Below are 17,404 nucleotides of genomic sequence, written 5' to 3'. Positions count from 1 at the left end.
TGCGCTCGTGCGGCCGCGGCGGCGGGCTGGATGCCGAGGCTCAGCGGTGCAGCCAGGGGCGCAGCAGGCGCGTGACCCACGGCAGCACGAGATAGACCATGAGCGGCGTGAAGATGGCCGTGCTGATCGCGACCCGCGCCACCAGCGGAAGCTCCGCGAACCCGGGGATCAGCCCGAGTCCCCACGTGCCGAGCGCGTTCGTCGGGAAGAAGCCCAGCCAGATCGCGACCGCCTGCTTCCAGCGCGGCGGGGCAGTCGGCGCCGTCGCGATGCTGCCGGTCGCCACCTGTGCCTGCACGAGCTCACCCAGCGGCGCGTCGAACCACCCCTCGATGCCGGTGCGTCGCTCGGTGCGCTCCTCGCGGGCGAACGCGCTGCCCGAGTCGAGCCACCACCGGCGCGGGCTCGACTGCTCCCACGCCTCGAGGGTGGAGATGTCGCGGAACCGGTACAGCATGTACCAGCGCTCGCTGTCTTCGCCGGCGCGCACCCACCCCGAGCCGAGGAAGCCCGGAAAGGTCGCTGCCAGATCGGTGCCCGCCTGCATCCAGCTTGTGGCCTCTGCGGTGCGGACCGGATCGATGCGTCGCTCGATCGCGACGGTGATGGGATCGGCCATCCCTCCATTGTGAGGCCGCCCGGCATGCTCTCAGCCGCGGACCGGTAGAGTGGTGCGGTCGGCTCTGGACACCGCGCCGTGCGCGGGTGGGTTTGTGAGTCCAAGGGGCCGATGGTGAGCGCCGATCGGCGCGCATGACCATCACTGTGAACGGCCCCGGCCGACGGATGTCCGGGTATGCCCGCGTGTGCGGGCGCTGTTGCTGTGCGAGAGAACCCAAAAGGACACACCCATGCCCAAGAACAAGAAGCCGGCCGGCGGCCGAGCCCAGAACTTCGAGCCGCGCTACGGCAAGAAGACCTCGTTCCAAGACGCCAAACGCCGCCCCGGCCAGTCGTCCGCCGGCAAGCCCGGCAGCAAGAGCCCCGGACACCGCGGCTTCAAGGCCGCCGATGCTGAGGCGCCCGCCCGCAAGCAGCGCTGGAGCGCGCAGGAGCGTGCCGGCCGCGACGAGGCCCGCGGCATCCGTTCGCACGCCCGCGGCGCCGACGTGCACCCCGACCGCAACGAGCGTGCCGTGCGCCGCTTCGAGCGCACCGACCGCGGTGACCGCCCCGCGCAGGGCGACCGGGGCTACGACCGTCCGCGTCGTGATGACCGTGACGAGCGTCGTTCGTTCGACCGCACCGACCGTGGCGAGCGCCGTTCGTTCGATCGTGACGACCGCCCGCGTCGTTCGTTCGACGACCGTCCGCGTCGCTTCGACCGCGACGACCGTGCGCCCCGTCGTGATGTCCGTGACGGCGCGCGCAACTCCGGAGATTTCCGTTCGGACCGGTCGGATCGGGGCGGTCAGCGCGATTCGGGTCGAAACTTCAGGAGTTACGACCGCGATGACCGCGCTCCGCGCCGCGCGTTTGAGGACCGTGCGCCGCGTCGTGATGACCGTGACGAGCGTCCGCGTCGTTCGTTTGAGGACCGTGCGCCGCGTCGTGATGACCGTGACGAGCGCCCCCGTCGTTCGTTTGAGGACCGTGCGCCGCGTCGTGATGACCGTGGCGACCGTCCGCGTCGTTCGTTCGACCGTGACGACCGCGGCCCCCGCCGTTCGTTCGACCGTGACGAGCGCCCCCGTCGTTCGTTCGACGACCGTCCCCGTCGCGACGAGCGCGCCAACCGAAGCGACTGGAACGCGGATGCCAAGGCCGCCGCGCACGAGGAGCACGTCGACGTCGTGCACGAGCGTCTGCAGGCGGATGCCGTCGACGCCGCGACCGTCGAGGCCGCTTCGTTCGCAGACCTGGGTCTCGGCGCCAACATCGTGAAGGCCCTCGCGGAGATGGGTGCGGCGTCGCCGTTCCCGATCCAGGCCGCCACCGTCCAGCCCATCCTCGAGGGCCGCGACGTGCTGGCCCGCGGTCGCACCGGCTCGGGCAAGACCATCGCGTTCGGCGCGCCCCTGGTCGAATCGATCCTCCGCTCGCAGGCCGGGCAGCGCCGCGAGTTCGGTCGCTCGCCGAAGGCGCTCATCCTCGCGCCGACGCGTGAGCTCGCCCTGCAGATCGACCGCACCGTGCAGGGCCTGGCCCGCAGCGTCGGCCTGTTCACCACCCAGGTGTACGGCGGCGTGCCGCAGGCCCGCCAGGTCGGCGCGCTCAAGAAGGGCGTCGACATCGTCATCGGCACTCCCGGCCGCATCGAAGACCTGCAGGAGCAGGGCAAGCTCGACCTCTCGCAGGTGCGCATCGTCGTGCTCGACGAGGCAGACCACATGAGCGAGCTCGGCTTCCTCGAGCCGATGCAGCGCATCCTCCGCCTCGTCGAAGAGGGCGCGCAGAAGCTGCTGTTCTCGGCCACGCTCGACCGTGAGGTCGCGGCGCTCGTCGACGAGTTCCTCGTCGACCCGGCCGTCTACGAAGTCGCCGGCGAGACGCAGGACACCGGCACCATCGACCACCGCGTGCTCGTCATCGACCACCGCGACAAGGCCGAGGTGCTCGCTTCGCTCGCCGACCGCGACGGCAAGACGCTCATCTTCACCCGCACCCGCGCGTTCGCCGAGATGGTCGCCGAAAACATGGAGGATGCCGGCATCCCCGCCGTCGCCCTCCACGGTGACCTGAACCAGGCCAAGCGCACCCGCAACCTGCAGCGCCTGACTGACGGCAAGGTGCGCGTTCTCGTCGCGACCGACGTCGCCGCCCGCGGCATCCACGTCGACGACATCGACCTGGTGATCCAGGCTGACCCCGCTGACGAGTACAAGACGTACCTGCATCGCTCCGGCCGCACCGGCCGTGCCGGTCGTGAGGGCACCGTCGTCACGCTGGTGACGCGTCAGCGCCGCCGCCGCATGACCGAGATGCTCCAGCGGGCCGAGATCGACGCACCGTTCGAAGACGTGCGCCCCGGCGACGACCTGCTCGAGGAGCTCTCGGGCCGCCAGCTCGCCGACGTCGACGCCTGATCCGCGCGGGTCGTCGAGCCCGCCGCATCACCTTGGACCGGCCCCTTCCGCATTGCGCGGGAAGGGGCCGGTTCGGCATTTCGGGGCGGGCGCGGCGCTACACTCGCGCCATGCGAGTTCCATGTGGTGGTCGCCGAACTCGATGACGCTGCCGCAACGTCGCTGCTGACTGCGCTGGCGCGCTGACAGTGCGCTGATCCCCGACACCGTCGCGCCGCCGGTTGAGTCAGAACAGCCGCTCGGGTTCGCGGGCAGCCGGCCTGGTCGTGAAGACCGGCGGCGTCCGCGAACCGCCGCGCCGTGGCATGTCGTCTTCTTCACGCCTGTCGAGCCGGTGCAGGCGCAGCAACGGCCGCACGCGTTTGCCCAGCCACGACCGGTACGCCTTCGGTGCCTGTACCGACGCTCCGGGGTAGAGGCCCCGGTATGACGACAGCAGTTCGGGGTGATGCTGCTCGAGCCACCCGAAGAACCACGGCTTGACGCCCGGGCGAAGGTGCATCGCGCCCCAGATCACCCGGTGTGCGCCGGCTTCGCGGATGCGGCGGAGCGCATCGTCGAGCACCTGCAGCGAGTCGGTCAGGTGCGGCACGATCGGCATGAGGAACACGGTCACTCTGAACCCGGCATCCGCCGCCGCGCGCACGGTGTCGAGCCGCGCCTGGAACGTCGGGGCTCCCGATTCGATCGCTGCGCGCAGCGGTTCGTCGGCGACGGCGATCGACATCGCGATCGACACGGGCACCTGTTCGGACGCCGACGCCAGCAGCGGCAGGTCTCGACGCAGGAGCGTGCCTTTCGTGAGCACCGAGAACGGGGTGCCGCTCCCCGCGAGGGCGTCGATGATGCCGGGCATGAGTCTGTAGCGACCCTCGGCGCGCTGGTACGGATCGGTGTTGGTGCCGAGTGCGACGGGCTCGCGCTGCCACGTCGACTTGGCCAACTCCCGTGCCAGCACCTCGGTGACGTTCACCTTGACGACGATCTGCGAATCGAAGTCACGGCCGGCATCGAGATCGAGATACGTGTGCGTGCCGCGTGCGAAGCAGTAGACGCATGCATGACTGCAGCCCCGATAGGGGTTGATGGTCCAGTCGAACGGCATCGCGGACGCCCCGGGTACGTGGTTGAGTGCCGACTTCGCGAGCACTTCGTGAAAGGTCATGCCCTGGAACTCGGGGGTCGTGACGGAGCGGATCAGTCCACCGGTTGCTTCGAGCCCGGGCAGGGCGGACGAGTCGATCGCACCCACCGTCTGCCCTTGCCACCGCATATCACTAGTAGAACAAAGAAACGAAGATGCGTCAAGACAAAGTCTCTCAAGTCAGAAGATAACGCCGAAGTCCGCCATCGATCACCGACCACGTGCGTCGCGCCTGGACCACCCGCACGGCAGAGGTTGCGACAATGGTGGGCATGCCCGACTCCCCGGTTCCGTCGACGCGCCGTGCGCGGCGGCAGGTGGAGCGCCGGCGCGCCGAGCGCGCGCGCCGCGTCGCCGCGTGGATCGTCGGGGGTGTGCTCGCGGTCGGCGGGTCGGTCGCCGTCAGCTCCGCGCTCGCCGGGGCGACGGTCGCGCCCGACGAGCGCATCGGCACGACGGATGCCGCAGAACCAGACGTCCAGGCAGCTGCCGAGCTGGGCATCACCGCGCTGCCGGCACCGGTCATGCAATCGGATGTCGCCGAGACCACGGCATCCGACGCGACGTGCGAACAGTCCGCCGTCACCGACGCGCTCGAGAGCGGGTCGGATGCCGACGTCATCGCAGCCTTCGGCGGCGCAGACGCGTTCCGCACCGCGGTGTCAGGCGGCGACGCGCCCTGCATCGACCTGGCCGAAGCCGGCCGCATCTGGGTCGTCGTCAACAAGCACCAGGCACTCGACCCGATCGACTACTGGCCCGTGCCGCAGGCGAGGGCGGACGGCGTGCAGCGCACGAGCGGCGGTCACATGCGCGCCGACGTCGCCGACGCGTTGGAGCAGCTGGCATCCGCCGCGGCGAACGAGGTGGGAGCGATCGGCGTGAACAGCGGGTTCCGTTCGTACGAGTTCCAGATCGGCACCTACAACGGCTACGTCGATTCGCTCGGCCGCGAATCCGCCGACCTCACGAGCGCGCGGCCCGGGCACAGCGAGCACCAGACCGGCCTCGCCGTCGACGTCATCGCATGCAGCAACGGATGCGGCGGCATCGAACGGTTCGGCTCCACCGCGCAGGCCGACTGGGTCGCCGAAAACGCCTGGCGGTTCGGTTTCATCGTGCGCTACGAGTCGGGGCAGACCGGCACCACCGGCTACGAGTGGGAACCGTGGCACCTGCGCTACATCGGCACCGACCTGGCCGCCGCCTACCACGACGGCGGATTCCACACCCTTGAGGACTTCTTCGGCCTCGACCCCGCCCCCGACTACCTCGACTGACGTGCCCGACGTCGTCTTCGTGAACGGGCTCGGGCAGCGGGCCGGGCTCGGGCAGCGGGCCGGGCCCGCCATGTCGGGAGGTTCCTGGCGCCCGGCGCTGCCGTCTGACGCGGTGTCGTTGGCGAGATGCCACAAACTGCGGCATCCGGTGCCGCACGTCGCGGCATCCGATCCCACAGACGCCTGTCGGCGGGGCGCGGTCCGCGCGTAGAGTCAAGCCGGATTCACCGAAACACACCGAGGAGGTCTGCGCATGGAGCGCGACATCTACGAAGAGGACCACGAAGCATTCCGCGACGTCGTCAAGGACTTCATGAAGCGCTACGTCAGCGAAGACAAGCGCAAGCAGTGGGAGGCCGACGGCCAGGTCGACCGTGCCACCATGCTCGCCGCGGGGGAGGCCGGCATCATCGGCCTGTCCGTTCCCGAAGAGTTCGGCGGCGCAGGCATGCTGCAGGACTACCGCTACCGCGCCATCGTGCTCGAAGAGGTCATCGGCGCCGGGCACGGCTCGCTCGCCGGCGCCCTCGGCATTCAGGACGACCTGGCCGTGCCCTACATCGCACACATGGGCACGCAGGAGCAGAAGGAGAAGTGGCTGCCGGGTATGGCGACCGGCGAGATCCTCGGCGCCCTCGCGATGACCGAGCCGGGTGCCGGCTCCGACCTGCGCGGCATCAAGACCACCGCCAAGAAGGTCGACGGTGGCTACATCGTCAACGGCGCGAAGACGTTCATCTCGTCGGGCAAGACCGCCGACATCGTCGTCACCTTCGTGAAGACCGGCGAGGGCAACCGTCCCGATGCGTTCAGCCTGCTGATCCTGGAAGACGGCATGGAGGGCTTCGACCACGGCAAGACCCTCGAGAAGATGGGCTTCCACGGTTGGGACACCGCCGAACTGTCGTTCACCGACGTGTTCGTGCCCGACGCGAACCTCATCGGCGGCAAGGAGGGCCTCGGCTTCATCCAGCTCATGATGAACCTGCCCCTCGAGCGCCTGTCGATCGGTGTCGCAGCGGCCGCCGCCGGAGAGGCCGCGTTCAACTGGACCCGCGACTACGTCATCAGCCGCGAGGCGTTCGGCGAGCGGATCGCCGACTTCCAGAACACCCGCTTCCAGCTGGCCGACATGGCCACCACCGTCGACGTCATGTGGGCCTACATCGACCGCGCGATGCTGCTCTACAAGGACGCGAAGCTGAGCGCCGAAGAGGCCGCGAAGGTGAAGTTCTGGGCCACCGACCGCGAGGCCGAACTGCTCGACGTGGGCGTGCAGCTGCACGGCGGCTACGGCTACATCACCGAGTACCCCATCGCCCGCGCCTACCTCGACGCCCGCGTGCACCGCATCTACGGCGGCACCAACGAGATCATGCGCGACCTCGTCGCGCGTCAGATCGTCGGCAAGCGCTGACCTGACACACCGGATGCCGGGACTCCGCCACAGGCGGGGCCCCGGCATCCGTCGTTTGTGGCGGAGGGTGTGCCCGTGGCCGCGGGTCTCTACCCGAGGCCGCGTGCACAACGTCGCCAATCCGTCCGGGTTGCGGGCCGTTGGGGCCGGTTCCGGGGTGCAGGGACGTGGATTGGCGACGTTGTGCACGGCTGGGCCGGAGCCCCTGCGATCAGGCGGGTTCGGCGACCGGTTCGACCTCGATGGCCGGGCGGCGGCGGGCGAGTTTCGCGACGCCGGCGCGGCGCAGGCGGTCGGCGATGAGGATGCCGAGGGCGACGGCGCCGAGGCCCGAGATGAACAGGCACGCGACGTAGAGCGCGAGCACCCAGGCGGGGAAGGCCTGCATGTCCGCGGCCATGACGGTCCACGCCGCGTACAGGACCGTCAGCACGGCGGCGCCGATGTAGTACAGCCAGCGCGACCAGCGACGGTACAGCGTCACGAGGAACGGCAGCTCGATGAACGCGGCGAACATGACGTTCGTGATAACGATCGCAGGCCCCGTGGTCGACAGCGGCGTGGCGACCAGGCCCGAGATGAGGCCGGTGAGCAGCGCGGCACCCGGGCGTTCGAGCAGTCGCATTGCGACGACGAAGCCGATGACCCAGGCGCCGGCGGCCAGGGCTGACAGCGGCGGCAGCGCCGCGTAGGTCAGGGTCGAGAACGCGGTCGCCGGAATGACGAGCAGGCCCGTGGCGACGCCGATCGCGGCGCAGGTGAGCAGGTAGACGGTCGAGACACGGCTCATGCGTGGGTTCCTTCGCGGGTCGTTGATACCTGGGGAAGCTGAGACTTGGGGGTCGGCGAGGCGGCGCCGGTGCGCCAGTAACCGACGAAGCTGATCGCGTCCTTCGACACACCCTGCGCGACGAGGTGGCGGCGGGCAGAGGTCGGCAGCGACTGCTCGCCGACGATGAACGCGTGGAACGGCTCGGTCGGCAGATCGAGCGCCGTCAGCGCGTCGAGGGCGAGGATGCCGGGCTTCTCATCGCCGCGCACGATCCAGCGCACTTCGACGCCGGCGGGGGCGTCGAAGGCGAGCGCGTCTTCCGCAGAGGGCGCTTCGATGATCGCGACACCGGATGCCGTGGCCGGCAGCGACGCGCAGATCGATGCGACCGCGGGGGCGCCGGTCTCGTCGGCGACCAGCACGACCCGGTCGACGCCGCGCTCGGGGTTGAAGCCGAGGCCCTCGTCGATGATGACGACGCTCTCGCCGGGGCGGCAGGACTGCGCCCACCGTGATGCGGGCCCGGCCGTCGGGCCGCTGCCGTGGATCACGAAGTCGACGTCGAGTTCGGCCCCACGGGCTTCAGTCGCGGGTCGGAACGCGCGCACCGAATAGTTGCGCATGACGGGACGCACGCCGTCGGGGATGCGCAGGTACTTCAGGTACCCGAAGATCTTGTTCGCCTTCGCCGGGATGCGCTCCAGCCCCTCATCTCCGCCGAGCGGCAAGAAGATGCGGAACCACTGGTCGAACCCGAGGGGCGTGAACTTCTCGATCTCGCCGCCGCCGAGGGTGATGCGCATCCAGTGGGGCGAGAGCTGCTGTGTCCGCAGCACCTCGAGGTGCAGCAGGTCTTGCGCGGGGGGCTTCACGAGCGCGCTTGCGCGAGCCATCGTGGGTCCTTTCGTCGGGCGGGCGGTCAGCCCAGGTCATCGACCCAGGTTGTCAACCCAGGGCATCAGTTCAGGGTCCAGGGGAAGCCGAGCCACATCACCACGACGGTGCCGATCCAGCAGACGCCGATGAACACGGCATCCACCGCGCCGAAGGTGACGATGTGCCGCTCGGTGCGGTCGGGGTGGGCGCCGAACGCGCGGGCATCCATCGCGAGGGCGACCCGTTCGGCGTGCCGGATCGCGCCCGCCAGCAGCGGCACGATGTAGCCCCACCACCGTGCGAGGGCCGCGAACGGACCACGCCCGCCGTGCGCACCGCGCACGCGGTGAGCCTGACGGATGACGTCGAGTTCGTGCGCGAAGCGCGGCACGAACCGGAAGGCCGCCAGCGCCGTGTAGCCGACGCGGTACGGCACCCGCAGCTGCTGCACCGTGGCCCGCACGATGTCGGGACCGCTGCTCGTGAGCCCGGCGACGAGCGCCAACGCGATGATCGCGCCGAGCCGCACACCGGTGGCGAGGCCCACCATGAGCGCGCCGCCGTACAGTCGCCACTCACCGATCTGCAGGAGCACGAAGGACTGGTCGACTCGCGACGCGTCGGCCCAGAGCGACATCCCGAGGGCGATCACGCCGATCGCTGCGGGGACGGCGAGCAGCAGCAGCGCCAGCATCCGCCACGACAGCCGTGCGCCGATGAGCAGCAGCGCATACGCGACCGCGATGAACACGAGCGGCGTCTGCAGGTCGCGCACGAACACGAGCGCGATCATCGCCGGGATCGGCGCGGCCATTTTCGCGAGCGGATTCAGGCGATACAGAAACCCCCGCGCGGGTCGGGTCGCGGCATACGGGTCGGGCGTCACCGTGTCCACGGTGGCGGTCACGGCGCTCATGCGTCTGCTCCCGTGGGCTCGACGCGCGGCGCGGGCAGGTCGGCGAGCCGGGTGCGCCCGGCCAGCAGCGGATGCGGCGCGTCGTGCAGTGCACGCGCGAGCGGCGGCAACCGCAGTCCCGCGCGCAGGATGAGCGCTTCCTCGGCGAACACCTCGTCGGTCGTGCCGTCGGCGACGATGCGGCCGTCACCCACGATCACCGTGCGGGTCGCGTACTCGGTCACGAGCTGCATGTCGTGGGTGACGACGACGATCGTCGTGCCGGCGGTGTTGAGCTCGCGCAGCAGGCCCAGCAGCTCGTCTGCGCGCGCACGGTCCTGCCCGAACGTCGGTTCGTCGAGCACGAGCACCGGCGCGCCGGCGACGAGCGCGGTGCCGACCGACAGGCGACGCTTCTGGCCGCCCGACAGCAGGAACGGATGCTGCTGCGCCTTCTGCTCGAGGCCGAACCGCGTCAGCAGGTCGGCCGTGCGCTCGGCCACCTCGGCATCCGGCAGCTTCTGCAGACGCAGGCCGTGCGCGATCTCGTCGGCGACGGTGTGCGCGATGAACTGGTGCTCGGGGTTCTGGAACACGAAGCCCACGCGGCGGGAGAGGGTGCGGCGGTCGGCGCGCGCGGCATCCACTCCGCCCACGCGCACGGTGCCCTTCGGCACCGGCACGACACCGGCGATCGCCTGCGCGAGGCTCGTCTTGCCCGCCCCGTTCGCGCCGACGACGGCGACGAACTCGCCCGCCGTGATCGTGAGGTCGACATCGCGGAGTACCGTCGCGCGGTGCCGTCCGCGTCCGCGCTGCAGCGTCAGTCCCCGCACCTCGACGACCGGTGCGCCGGTCACCGGATTCGGAGATTGCTCACGGATTCGGATGGAGGCGGCGGAATCATCCGAATCTGCGGCATCCGTCCGAATCTGCGACGCGGCGCCGGCGCCAGCACCAGGCGCGGATGCCGGGGCTGCGACCGCATCGCGCAGCTCGTCGGGCGTGAGCGGCAGGCGGTTGAAGCGCCACCCGGCACGCTGCAGGCGGAGGGCCGCGATGGTCGAGACCGGCAGCCACACGCCCATCTCGTGCAGTTCGGCGGCGCGGGCGCGCAGTACGTCGTCCACCGCGCCGTCGGCGACCGTCCGCCCCTGCGCGTCGAGCACGACGACACGGCGCGTGACGGTGATCGCGGCGTCGAGGTTGTGCTCGATCAGCAGCACGGCGCGGTTCGGGTCGGTGCGGACGAGCTCGTCGAGCGCCGCATAGACGTCTTCGATGCCGGCCGGATCAAGGTTGGCGGTCGGCTCGTCGAGTACCAGCAGCGGTGACCCCATCGCCAGCGCGCACGCGATCGCGAGTCGCTGGCGTCCGCCGCCCGACAGCCGGTCGGGATTCTCGGCGCGGCGCTCCCACAGGCCCACCCGCCGCAGCGCGGACTCGGCGCGGGCGAGCACCTCGTCCACGGGCATCCGCAGGTTCTCGGGGCCGAAGGCGACCTCGTCGAGCAGGGTGCCCGTCACGAGCTGTGCGTCGGGGTCTTGGAACACCATGCCGACGGTCGTGCTGAGCTGCGCGACGGTTTCGGTCGCGGCATCCCGCCCTGCGACCGTGACCGATCCGGCGAGGGTCGCGGGGATGGACTGCGGAATGAGGCCGTTCAGCGCCAGCGCGAGCGACGACTTGCCCGATCCGCTCGGGCCGAGCAGCAGCACGACTTCACCGGGGGCGATGTCGAAGGTCGCGGCCAGCGGTGTCGCGGTCGCTGCACCGTCGTGACGGATGCCGAGGTCCCGCACGCGCAGGAGCGGTGCGGGGGCGAATGCGGCGCGTGCGGCGGCCGCGTCGACGCCGGAGGCGGCGGTGGTCACGGGTGTGGTCCCAGCAGGAGAGGGGTGTCTTGCCTGCTTAGCCTAACCTAACTTCGGCTGCCGACCACAGGGCGGGCGACCCCGGCTTTGCGCAGCCCGCTGCCCAGTGCGAGGCCGATCGCCGTCCACGCGACGGGCGCCAGCACCGATAGCACGAGGTACGCGATCTGCGACCACAGGGGCAGCTTGCCGAGGTCGACGGCGAAGAAGACGACGACCGCGACGATCACCCCGACGATCGCTCCCGACAGCAGAAAGCGCCACGCGCCCCACGACCGGTAGCGGGTGAGGGCAGCGACGCCCTCCTGGATCGCGCCGAACAGCAGCGCCGTGCCGATGAACCGGGGTGCCCAGGCAGGGTTGAACGCGCTCGAGACGAGGGCCGCCAGCACGTGGGTCGTGAGCGCGACCAGCGGCAGTCGCAGCACCTCTTGCGCGATGATGCCCGGCAGCACGTGCGCGCCGAGCAACATGCCGTACGCGAACGGCGCGACGAGCAGTACGACGGGGGTCAGCAGGCCCGCGATGCCGCCGACGATGCCCGTTGCGACGCCGATCGCGGCGCACACGAGCAGCACGCGCGTCGACAACTGCGGGGTTCGGGCCACGCACTCAGCGTACCGGCGTGCGGTGAGGCGTCGGCCGTGAGAAATCGGTCAGATGCGGCGCCGTCTGCGGGTCAGGCGCACCCCCGGCATCGGCGGCGCGGGAATGCGTTCGTCGCCGTGCCCGACGACGTGCCCGAATCGGTCGGCATCCGCCTCCCACGCCTCGCGGGCTGCGACGATCTCGTCGTGGGAGCGGGCGACGAAGTTCCACCACATGACGATTTCGTCGTCGAACGGGGCGCCGCCGATGAGGAACAGCGTCGTGTCGCGCTCGGCCGTGATCTGGGCGGCGTCGCGGTGGATGCCGAGGTACAGCAGCGCCTGATCGGGCAGCGTCGTGTGTTCGACGAGCGGGTCACCGGCGACCGCGACGAGCGCGTGCTCCCAGTCCGGGTTCAGCGGCAGCGCGACTCGCGATCCGGCCGGCACGAACAGTTCGGCGCCCACGATCGGGGTGTGCATCGTCGCGGGAGAGGTCACGCCCGCGAACGAGCCGACGACGACGGTCGCGGTCGCGCCGTCGCCGAGATCGACGGTCGGCAGGTGCTCGTGGCGTTCGAAGTCGGGCGCGCCGTGGCGACGAGCTTCGGGCAGCGCCACCCACAGCTGCAGGGCGTCGAGGGGCACATCACCGTCGCCGAGCGAATACTCCGAGTGCGCGATGCCCGCGCCGCTGGTCATGAGGTTCAGTGCGCCGCGGCGCACGACGACGTCACTGCCGACGGTGTCGCGATGGCGCACCTCGCCTTCGAGCGGCCACGTGACCGTCTGCAGCCCGATGTGCGGATGCGGCTCGACGCGCATCGTCGTGGTCTGCGGGCCGAACCGGTCGAGAAAGCACCAGGCGCCGACCATCGGCAAGTCGCGCTGGGGAAGGCTGCGGTGCACCGCCATGCCGCGCACCCCGCCGAGGGGCACGTCTCGCGCCTCCAGCAGCAGCGCGCGCGGACCGTCGCAGTCGGCGGCGCCTTCGTGCTCGACCTCGCCCGCGTCGAGGCGGGTCATCAGTGTTCCGCGTCGTCGACGTCGTCGCTGCCCTGCTCGTCGGCGGTCGTACGCCAGTGCACGTCGAGCCCGGGCACCTCGTGCTCGCGCAGCCACTTCACGACATAGGGGCACACCGGCACGGCGGTCTCGCCGCGCGCGGCAACGTCGGCGAGCGCCTGCGCGACGAGCGTGCCGGCGAGGCCTCGGCCCGAGAACGCAGGGTCGATCTCGGTGTGCGGAAACACGACTCGGCCCTCTTCGTCGATGCGGATGAGGGTGAAGCCTGCCACGGTGCCGTCGTCGAGTTGGATCTCGTAGCGGCGCTTCTCGTCGTTGCGGGTCACGGTCGTCTCGGCTGCTTCGCTCATCGGCGACTCCTCTCGTGCCTGTGTCCTGGCTCCAACGTAGGCGGGCGGGGCGATGTTCCGCCATGGCCAGGGCGAGTCGCATTGGATCGAAGCACCGTTCGTCGCGGCATCCGCACCGCTCGTCGCACGCGTCGGCGCCGAGCGCGTCGGCCGTGCACCCGGCTCCCTAATCTGAACTGCGCGCAACGACGCCGCCCACACCAGGAGATCCGATGACTGCACCTTCGTCACGGTCCGAGTTCGTCGATGAACCGGACATCGCCACAGATCCGAACCTTCCTCCCGTCGCCCTCTCTGAGGAGGACGACGCGAAAGACCGCCGCTGGACCCCCCTGAAGATCGCGATCTGGGTCGCCATCGCCCTGCTCGGCGGCCTGGCCTGGGTCATGCTCGCCGTCGTGCGCGGCGAGACCGTCAACGCCATCTGGTTCGTCTTCGCCGCGGTCTGCACCTACCTGATCGGCTACCGCTTCTATTCGAAGGTCATCGAGCGCCACCTGCTGCGCCCGAACGACAAGCGCGCGACTCCCGCCGAAGTCCGGTCGGACGGCAAGGACTACGTGCCCACCGACCGCCGTGTGCTCTACGGGCACCACTTCGCCGCGATCGCCGGCGCCGGCCCCCTCGTCGGCCCGGTCCTCGCCGCACAGATGGGCTTCCTCCCCGGCACGATCTGGATCATCGTCGGCGTCGTGCTCGCCGGTGCCGTGCAGGACTACACCGTCCTGTTCTTCTCGATGCGCCGCGGCGGCCGCACGATCGGTCAGATGGCCCGGCAGGAACTCGGCCGCATCGGCGGCACCGCAGCCATCATCGCGTCGCTGCTGATCATGCTGATCATCGTCGCGATCCTCGCCCTCGTCGTCGTCAACGCGCTCGGCGAGAGCCCGTGGGGTGTCTTCTCGGTCGCGATGACCATTCCGATCGCCCTGTTCATGGGCGTCTACCTGCGCTTCCTGCGGCCCGGCAAGGTCACCGAGGTCTCGCTCATCGGCTTCGTGCTGCTCATGTTCGCGATCATCGGCGGCGGCTGGGTCGCCGGCACCGAGTGGGGCCAGGCGATCTTCCACCTCGACCGCACCGCGATCGCGATCGGCATCATCATCTACGGCTTCATCGCCGCCGTGCTGCCGGTGTGGCTGCTGCTCGCGCCCCGCGACTACCTGTCGACGTTCATGAAGATCGGCGTCATCGTCATGCTCGCCGGTGCCATCGTGCTGGTGCGCCCCGAGATCTCGGTGCCCGCCGTCACGATCTTCGGTGAGAACGGCCTCGGGCCGGTCTTCTCTGGTCCGCTGTTCCCGTTCCTGTTCGTCACGATCGCCTGCGGTGCGCTGTCGGGCTTCCACGCGCTCATCTCGTCGGGCACCACCCCCAAGCTCGTCGAGAAGGAGCGGCAGACCCGCTTCATCGGCTACGGCGGCATGCTCATGGAGTCGTTCGTCGCGATCATGGCGCTCGTCGCCGCGATCTCGATCGACCAGGGCATCTACTTCGCCATGAACGCCCCATCGGCGCTCACCGGCGGCACGGTCGAAGGTGCCGTCGCGTTCGTGAACTCGCTCGGATTGACGGGCGTGAACCTCACGCCCGAGATGCTCACCGGTACCGCGACCGACGTGGGCGAAGAGTCGATCGTCTCGCGCACCGGTGGGGCCCCGACGCTCGCGCTCGGCCTCGCGCACATCATGCAGCAGGCCCTCGGCGGTCAGGCGCTCATGTCGTTCTGGTACCACTTCGCGATCATGTTCGAGGCGCTGTTCATCCTCACCGCGGTGGATGCCGGTACCCGTGTGGCCCGCTTCATGCTGCAGGACTCGATCGGCGCCTGGTTCCCGAAGTTCCGCGACGTCTCGTGGCGCCCGGGCGTGTGGACCTGCACCGCGCTGATGGTCGCCGGCTGGGGAACGATCCTCATCCTCGGTGTCACCGACCCGCTGGGCGGCATCAACACCTTCTTCCCGCTGTTCGGCATCGCCAACCAGTTGCTCGCCGCGATCGCGCTCGCCGTCGTCATGGCGATCGTCGCCAAGCGGGGTCGCAGCTCGGTCAAGTGGCTGTGGATCGTCGCCGTGCCGCTCGCCTTCACCGCCGTCATCACGATCACCGCGTCGATGTACAAGATCTTCTCGCCGGTGCCCGCGATCGGATACTGGGCGAACCACTTCAAGTACCGCGCGGCGCTCGAATCGGGCGACGACAGCCTCGGCACCCCCGAGGTCATCGGCGCCGTTATGCGCAATACGGCGGTGCAGGGAACCCTGTCGATCATTTTCGTCGTGCTCGCGATCATCGTGATCATTGCGGCCGTCGTCTACACGATCCGTGCGATCGCTGCCGGTGGCGGCGAGAACACCGAAGACGAGGCCGTGCCGTCACGCCGCTACGCCCCGGCGGGGTTCATCCCGACCGCGTCGGAGCGCGCGCTCGAGAAGCAGTGGGAGCCGATCCTCGCCGACGAACGTCGCGAGACGGCACGCCGAGGACACTGACGTGATGACCACCACGGATGCCGCGGCTGCTCGCACCCGCCTGTCGACCCGCGCGGTCGCACAGGTGGTGCGGGTCGGCCGCGGCATCCGCTGGTACCTGACCTCGCTCATGGGCGACAACGCCTACGCGGTCTACGTCGCGCACCAGCGCCGCACCCACCCCGAGGCCGAGCCGCTGACCGAACGCCAGTTCTGGCGGCAGAAGATGGACGACCAGGACCGCAATCCCGGCGCCCGCTGCTGCTGAGCGGCGGTGTCTGCGACCGGCGCGTCACGGGATCGCGGCGTTGCCCAGATTGCCCGTCACGTAGAGCGCGATGAGTGCCACCCCGACGAGCCCGACGATCACGCACAGCACGATCGTCACGCGTCGGCTCATCGGATGCTCACTCTCGTCTCGGGATGCCGTGAGCGTATTGCCGGACGGGCACCACGGCAACGGCCACTCCCGCGATTTAGGCTGAGCGCATGACCGACGCGACCGTGCTGGCCGCCGTGCTCGGGGTGGCGGGCGGCGTCGCGCTGACGGTGCTGCTGCTGCTCGCGCGCCGGCTCGCGAAGGGTGCGTCCGACCTCGGCAGCGATGCCGAGCAGGCCGGATTCCGGGCGCTGCACGAGGCGAGCCTCGCCGCTCCCCACCTGCGCGGCGGGCTCGACGCCCCCGACGTCGAGCGGGCGGCCCGCCATCTGCGGTCACTGCTCGGCAGTGCGGCCGTGGCGATCGTCGGCTCGGACGGGGTCGTCGCCTTCGACGGGCACCCCGGTCAGGCGAGCCTCGACAGCGCCGCGTCGCGCATCGCGGCGCGCGTGCGGACGACGGGGCGGCGACAGGTGTTCCCCCGCGGCGAGGGCGGCGACGAGCTCGAGGCGGTCGGCGCGCCCATCGTCGTCGACGGCGACACGATCGGCGTCGTCGTCGCGTTCGCGGCGCCGGTGCGCGCGACGCTCGTGCGGGCAGCCGGTGAAGTCGCCGACTGGTGTGCGGCGCAGCTCGAACTCGGACAGCTGGATGCCTCGCGCACGGCGCTCGCCGAAGCCGAACTGCGCTCGCTGCGCGCCCAGATCTCGCCGCACTTCATCTACAACGCGCTGACCGCGATCGCCTCGTTCATCCACACCGATCCGCCACGTGCGCGTGAGCTCGTGCTCGAGTTCGCCGACTTCACCCGCTACTCGTTCCGCAGGCAGGGGGAGTTCACGACGCTCGCCGACGAACTGCGCAGCATCCACTCCTACCTCGAGCTCGAACGGGCCCGCTTCGGCGAGCGCCTGCAGGTGACGCTGACGGTCGCGCCCGAGACGCTCGCGACCGTCATCCCCTTCCTCTCGGTGCAGCCGATCGTCGAGAACGCCGTGCGCCACGGGCTCGAGCCGGGCGAGGGCGGCGGCACGATCCGCCTCGCCGCGCGCGACGACAACACCCACACCGAGATCACGGTCGAAGACGACGGGGTCGGCATGGACCCCGACGCACTGCGCACGCTGCTCACGACCGCCGCAGACGGTGCGCACGTCGGCATCCGCAACGTCGACACCAGGCTTCGACAGCTGTACGGCCCCGACGGGGGACTCATCGTCGAGACGGCGACCGGCGCCGGTACCCTGGTGAGGATGCGGATCCCCAAGTCGCAGCCCATGCATCACACCGATGCCGGCTGACGCGAG

General features: G+C 70.2%; 16 protein-coding genes. 7 read left to right on the top strand and 9 right to left on the bottom strand.

What is annotated here, in order from left to right:
• Positions 1 to 40: 40 nt before the first annotated feature.
• On the bottom strand, positions 41 to 619 hold the full coding sequence (locus ACSF8R_RS08510; protein ID WP_434811437.1) for an antibiotic biosynthesis monooxygenase: 579 nt from the start codon (positions 617 to 619) through the stop codon (positions 41 to 43).
• Positions 620 to 851: 232 nt separating this feature from the next.
• Between ACSF8R_RS08510 and ACSF8R_RS08505 the strand changes: the two genes are divergently transcribed.
• Positions 852 to 3,026: a DEAD/DEAH box helicase gene (locus tag ACSF8R_RS08505; protein ID WP_434811436.1), complete on the top strand. Its 2,175-nt coding sequence runs from the start codon at positions 852 to 854 to the stop codon at positions 3,024 to 3,026.
• Between the two features lie 226 nt (positions 3,027 to 3,252).
• Here ACSF8R_RS08505 and ACSF8R_RS08500 read toward each other — a convergent pair whose 3' ends face one another.
• A complete protein-coding gene (locus ACSF8R_RS08500) occupies positions 3,253 to 4,299 on the bottom strand; it encodes an Rv2578c family radical SAM protein (RefSeq protein ID WP_434811435.1) in 1,047 nt (348 codons plus the stop codon).
• Between the two features lie 143 nt (positions 4,300 to 4,442).
• Here ACSF8R_RS08500 and ACSF8R_RS08495 point away from each other — a divergent pair, with 143 nt between their 5' ends.
• On the top strand, positions 4,443 to 5,450 hold the full coding sequence (locus tag ACSF8R_RS08495) for a M15 family metallopeptidase (protein WP_434811434.1): 1,008 nt from the start codon (positions 4,443 to 4,445) through the stop codon (positions 5,448 to 5,450).
• A gap of 253 nt (positions 5,451 to 5,703) precedes the next feature.
• Positions 5,704 to 6,867, top strand: coding sequence for an acyl-CoA dehydrogenase family protein (locus tag ACSF8R_RS08490; protein ID WP_434811433.1), 1,164 nt, complete (start codon positions 5,704 to 5,706; stop codon positions 6,865 to 6,867).
• Between the two features lie 211 nt (positions 6,868 to 7,078).
• Here the strand turns inward: ACSF8R_RS08490 and ACSF8R_RS08485 are convergent, their stop codons facing one another.
• From ACSF8R_RS08485 to ACSF8R_RS08455, 7 genes are all read right to left on the bottom strand, one after another.
• Positions 7,079 to 7,657 (bottom strand): ECF transporter S component, encoded by a 579-nt coding sequence (locus ACSF8R_RS08485; protein ID WP_434811432.1) that lies wholly within the window; start codon positions 7,655 to 7,657, stop codon positions 7,079 to 7,081.
• Positions 7,654 to 8,532, bottom strand: coding sequence for a siderophore-interacting protein (locus tag ACSF8R_RS08480; RefSeq protein WP_434811431.1), 879 nt, complete (start codon positions 8,530 to 8,532; stop codon positions 7,654 to 7,656). The genes ACSF8R_RS08485 and ACSF8R_RS08480 overlap by 4 nt, the downstream gene beginning before the upstream one ends.
• A 65-nt stretch (positions 8,533 to 8,597) precedes the next feature.
• Entirely contained in the window at positions 8,598 to 9,431 is an 834-nt protein-coding gene (locus tag ACSF8R_RS08475) for an energy-coupling factor transporter transmembrane component T family protein (protein ID WP_434811430.1), read from the bottom strand.
• Complete coding sequence (locus ACSF8R_RS08470; protein WP_434811429.1) at positions 9,428 to 11,284, bottom strand: ABC transporter ATP-binding protein; 1,857 nt, start codon at positions 11,282 to 11,284, stop codon at positions 9,428 to 9,430. The genes ACSF8R_RS08475 and ACSF8R_RS08470 overlap by 4 nt, the downstream gene beginning before the upstream one ends.
• Positions 11,285 to 11,331: 47 nt before the next feature.
• Positions 11,332 to 11,892 (bottom strand): ECF transporter S component, encoded by a 561-nt coding sequence (locus ACSF8R_RS08465; RefSeq protein ID WP_434811428.1) that lies wholly within the window; start codon positions 11,890 to 11,892, stop codon positions 11,332 to 11,334.
• Positions 11,893 to 11,940: 48 nt separating this feature from the next.
• Positions 11,941 to 12,897, bottom strand: coding sequence for a pirin family protein (locus ACSF8R_RS08460; RefSeq protein WP_434811427.1), 957 nt, complete (start codon positions 12,895 to 12,897; stop codon positions 11,941 to 11,943).
• Entirely contained in the window at positions 12,897 to 13,247 is a 351-nt protein-coding gene (locus ACSF8R_RS08455; RefSeq protein WP_434811426.1) for a GNAT family N-acetyltransferase, read from the bottom strand. Before ACSF8R_RS08455 ends, ACSF8R_RS08460 begins: the two co-directional genes overlap by 1 nt.
• A gap of 52 nt (positions 13,248 to 13,299) precedes the next feature.
• Here ACSF8R_RS08455 and ACSF8R_RS08450 point away from each other — a divergent pair, with 52 nt between their 5' ends.
• The 4 genes from ACSF8R_RS08450 to ACSF8R_RS08435 all read left to right on the top strand — a co-directional run bounded on the left by ACSF8R_RS08450 (position 13,300) and on the right by ACSF8R_RS08435 (position 17,398).
• A complete protein-coding gene (locus ACSF8R_RS08450) occupies positions 13,300 to 13,422 on the top strand; it encodes a hypothetical protein (protein ID WP_434811425.1) in 123 nt (40 codons plus the stop codon).
• 37 nt (positions 13,423 to 13,459) lie between these two features.
• Positions 13,460 to 15,739, top strand: coding sequence for a carbon starvation CstA family protein (locus tag ACSF8R_RS08445; protein ID WP_434811424.1), 2,280 nt, complete (start codon positions 13,460 to 13,462; stop codon positions 15,737 to 15,739).
• A gap of 4 nt (positions 15,740 to 15,743) precedes the next feature.
• Positions 15,744 to 15,986 (top strand): YbdD/YjiX family protein, encoded by a 243-nt coding sequence (locus tag ACSF8R_RS08440; protein WP_434811423.1) that lies wholly within the window; start codon positions 15,744 to 15,746, stop codon positions 15,984 to 15,986.
• Positions 15,987 to 16,207: 221 nt separating this feature from the next.
• A complete protein-coding gene (locus ACSF8R_RS08435; RefSeq protein ID WP_434811422.1) occupies positions 16,208 to 17,398 on the top strand; it encodes a sensor histidine kinase in 1,191 nt (396 codons plus the stop codon).
• The last annotated feature ends 6 nt before the right edge of the window (positions 17,399 to 17,404 follow it).

It is taken from the genome of Microbacterium sp. bgisy189 (assembly GCF_965345345.1).
In the GTDB taxonomy this organism is placed as follows: domain Bacteria; phylum Actinomycetota; class Actinomycetes; order Actinomycetales; family Microbacteriaceae; genus Microbacterium.
The sequence above is the reverse complement of the archived record's forward strand: the minus strand, read 5'-3'. Positions and strand labels throughout refer to the sequence as shown.

Bases quoted from the DNA above. Each gene is read 5' to 3' on its own strand.
- ACSF8R_RS08480 (WP_434811431.1), bottom strand. From the start codon at position 8,532: ATGGCTCGCGCAAGCGCGCTCGTGAAGCCCCCCGCGCAAGACCTGCTG.
- ACSF8R_RS08500 (WP_434811435.1), bottom strand. From the start codon at position 4,299: ATGCGGTGGCAAGGGCAGACGGTGGGTGCGATCGACTCGTCCGCCCTG.
- ACSF8R_RS08475 (WP_434811430.1), bottom strand. From the start codon at position 9,431: ATGAGCGCCGTGACCGCCACCGTGGACACGGTGACGCCCGACCCGTAT.
- ACSF8R_RS08460 (WP_434811427.1), bottom strand. From the start codon at position 12,897: ATGACCCGCCTCGACGCGGGCGAGGTCGAGCACGAAGGCGCCGCCGAC.
- ACSF8R_RS08485 (WP_434811432.1), bottom strand. From the start codon at position 7,657: ATGAGCCGTGTCTCGACCGTCTACCTGCTCACCTGCGCCGCGATCGGC.
- ACSF8R_RS08495 (WP_434811434.1), top strand. From the start codon at position 4,443: ATGCCCGACTCCCCGGTTCCGTCGACGCGCCGTGCGCGGCGGCAGGTG.
- ACSF8R_RS08505 (WP_434811436.1), top strand. From the start codon at position 852: ATGCCCAAGAACAAGAAGCCGGCCGGCGGCCGAGCCCAGAACTTCGAG.
- ACSF8R_RS08440 (WP_434811423.1), top strand. From the start codon at position 15,744: ATGACCACCACGGATGCCGCGGCTGCTCGCACCCGCCTGTCGACCCGC.
- ACSF8R_RS08445 (WP_434811424.1), top strand. From the start codon at position 13,460: ATGACTGCACCTTCGTCACGGTCCGAGTTCGTCGATGAACCGGACATC.
- ACSF8R_RS08435 (WP_434811422.1), top strand. From the start codon at position 16,208: ATGACCGACGCGACCGTGCTGGCCGCCGTGCTCGGGGTGGCGGGCGGC.
- ACSF8R_RS08450 (WP_434811425.1), top strand. From the start codon at position 13,300: ATGTTCCGCCATGGCCAGGGCGAGTCGCATTGGATCGAAGCACCGTTC.
- ACSF8R_RS08490 (WP_434811433.1), top strand. From the start codon at position 5,704: ATGGAGCGCGACATCTACGAAGAGGACCACGAAGCATTCCGCGACGTC.
- ACSF8R_RS08510 (WP_434811437.1), bottom strand. From the start codon at position 619: ATGGCCGATCCCATCACCGTCGCGATCGAGCGACGCATCGATCCGGTC.
- ACSF8R_RS08455 (WP_434811426.1), bottom strand. From the start codon at position 13,247: ATGAGCGAAGCAGCCGAGACGACCGTGACCCGCAACGACGAGAAGCGC.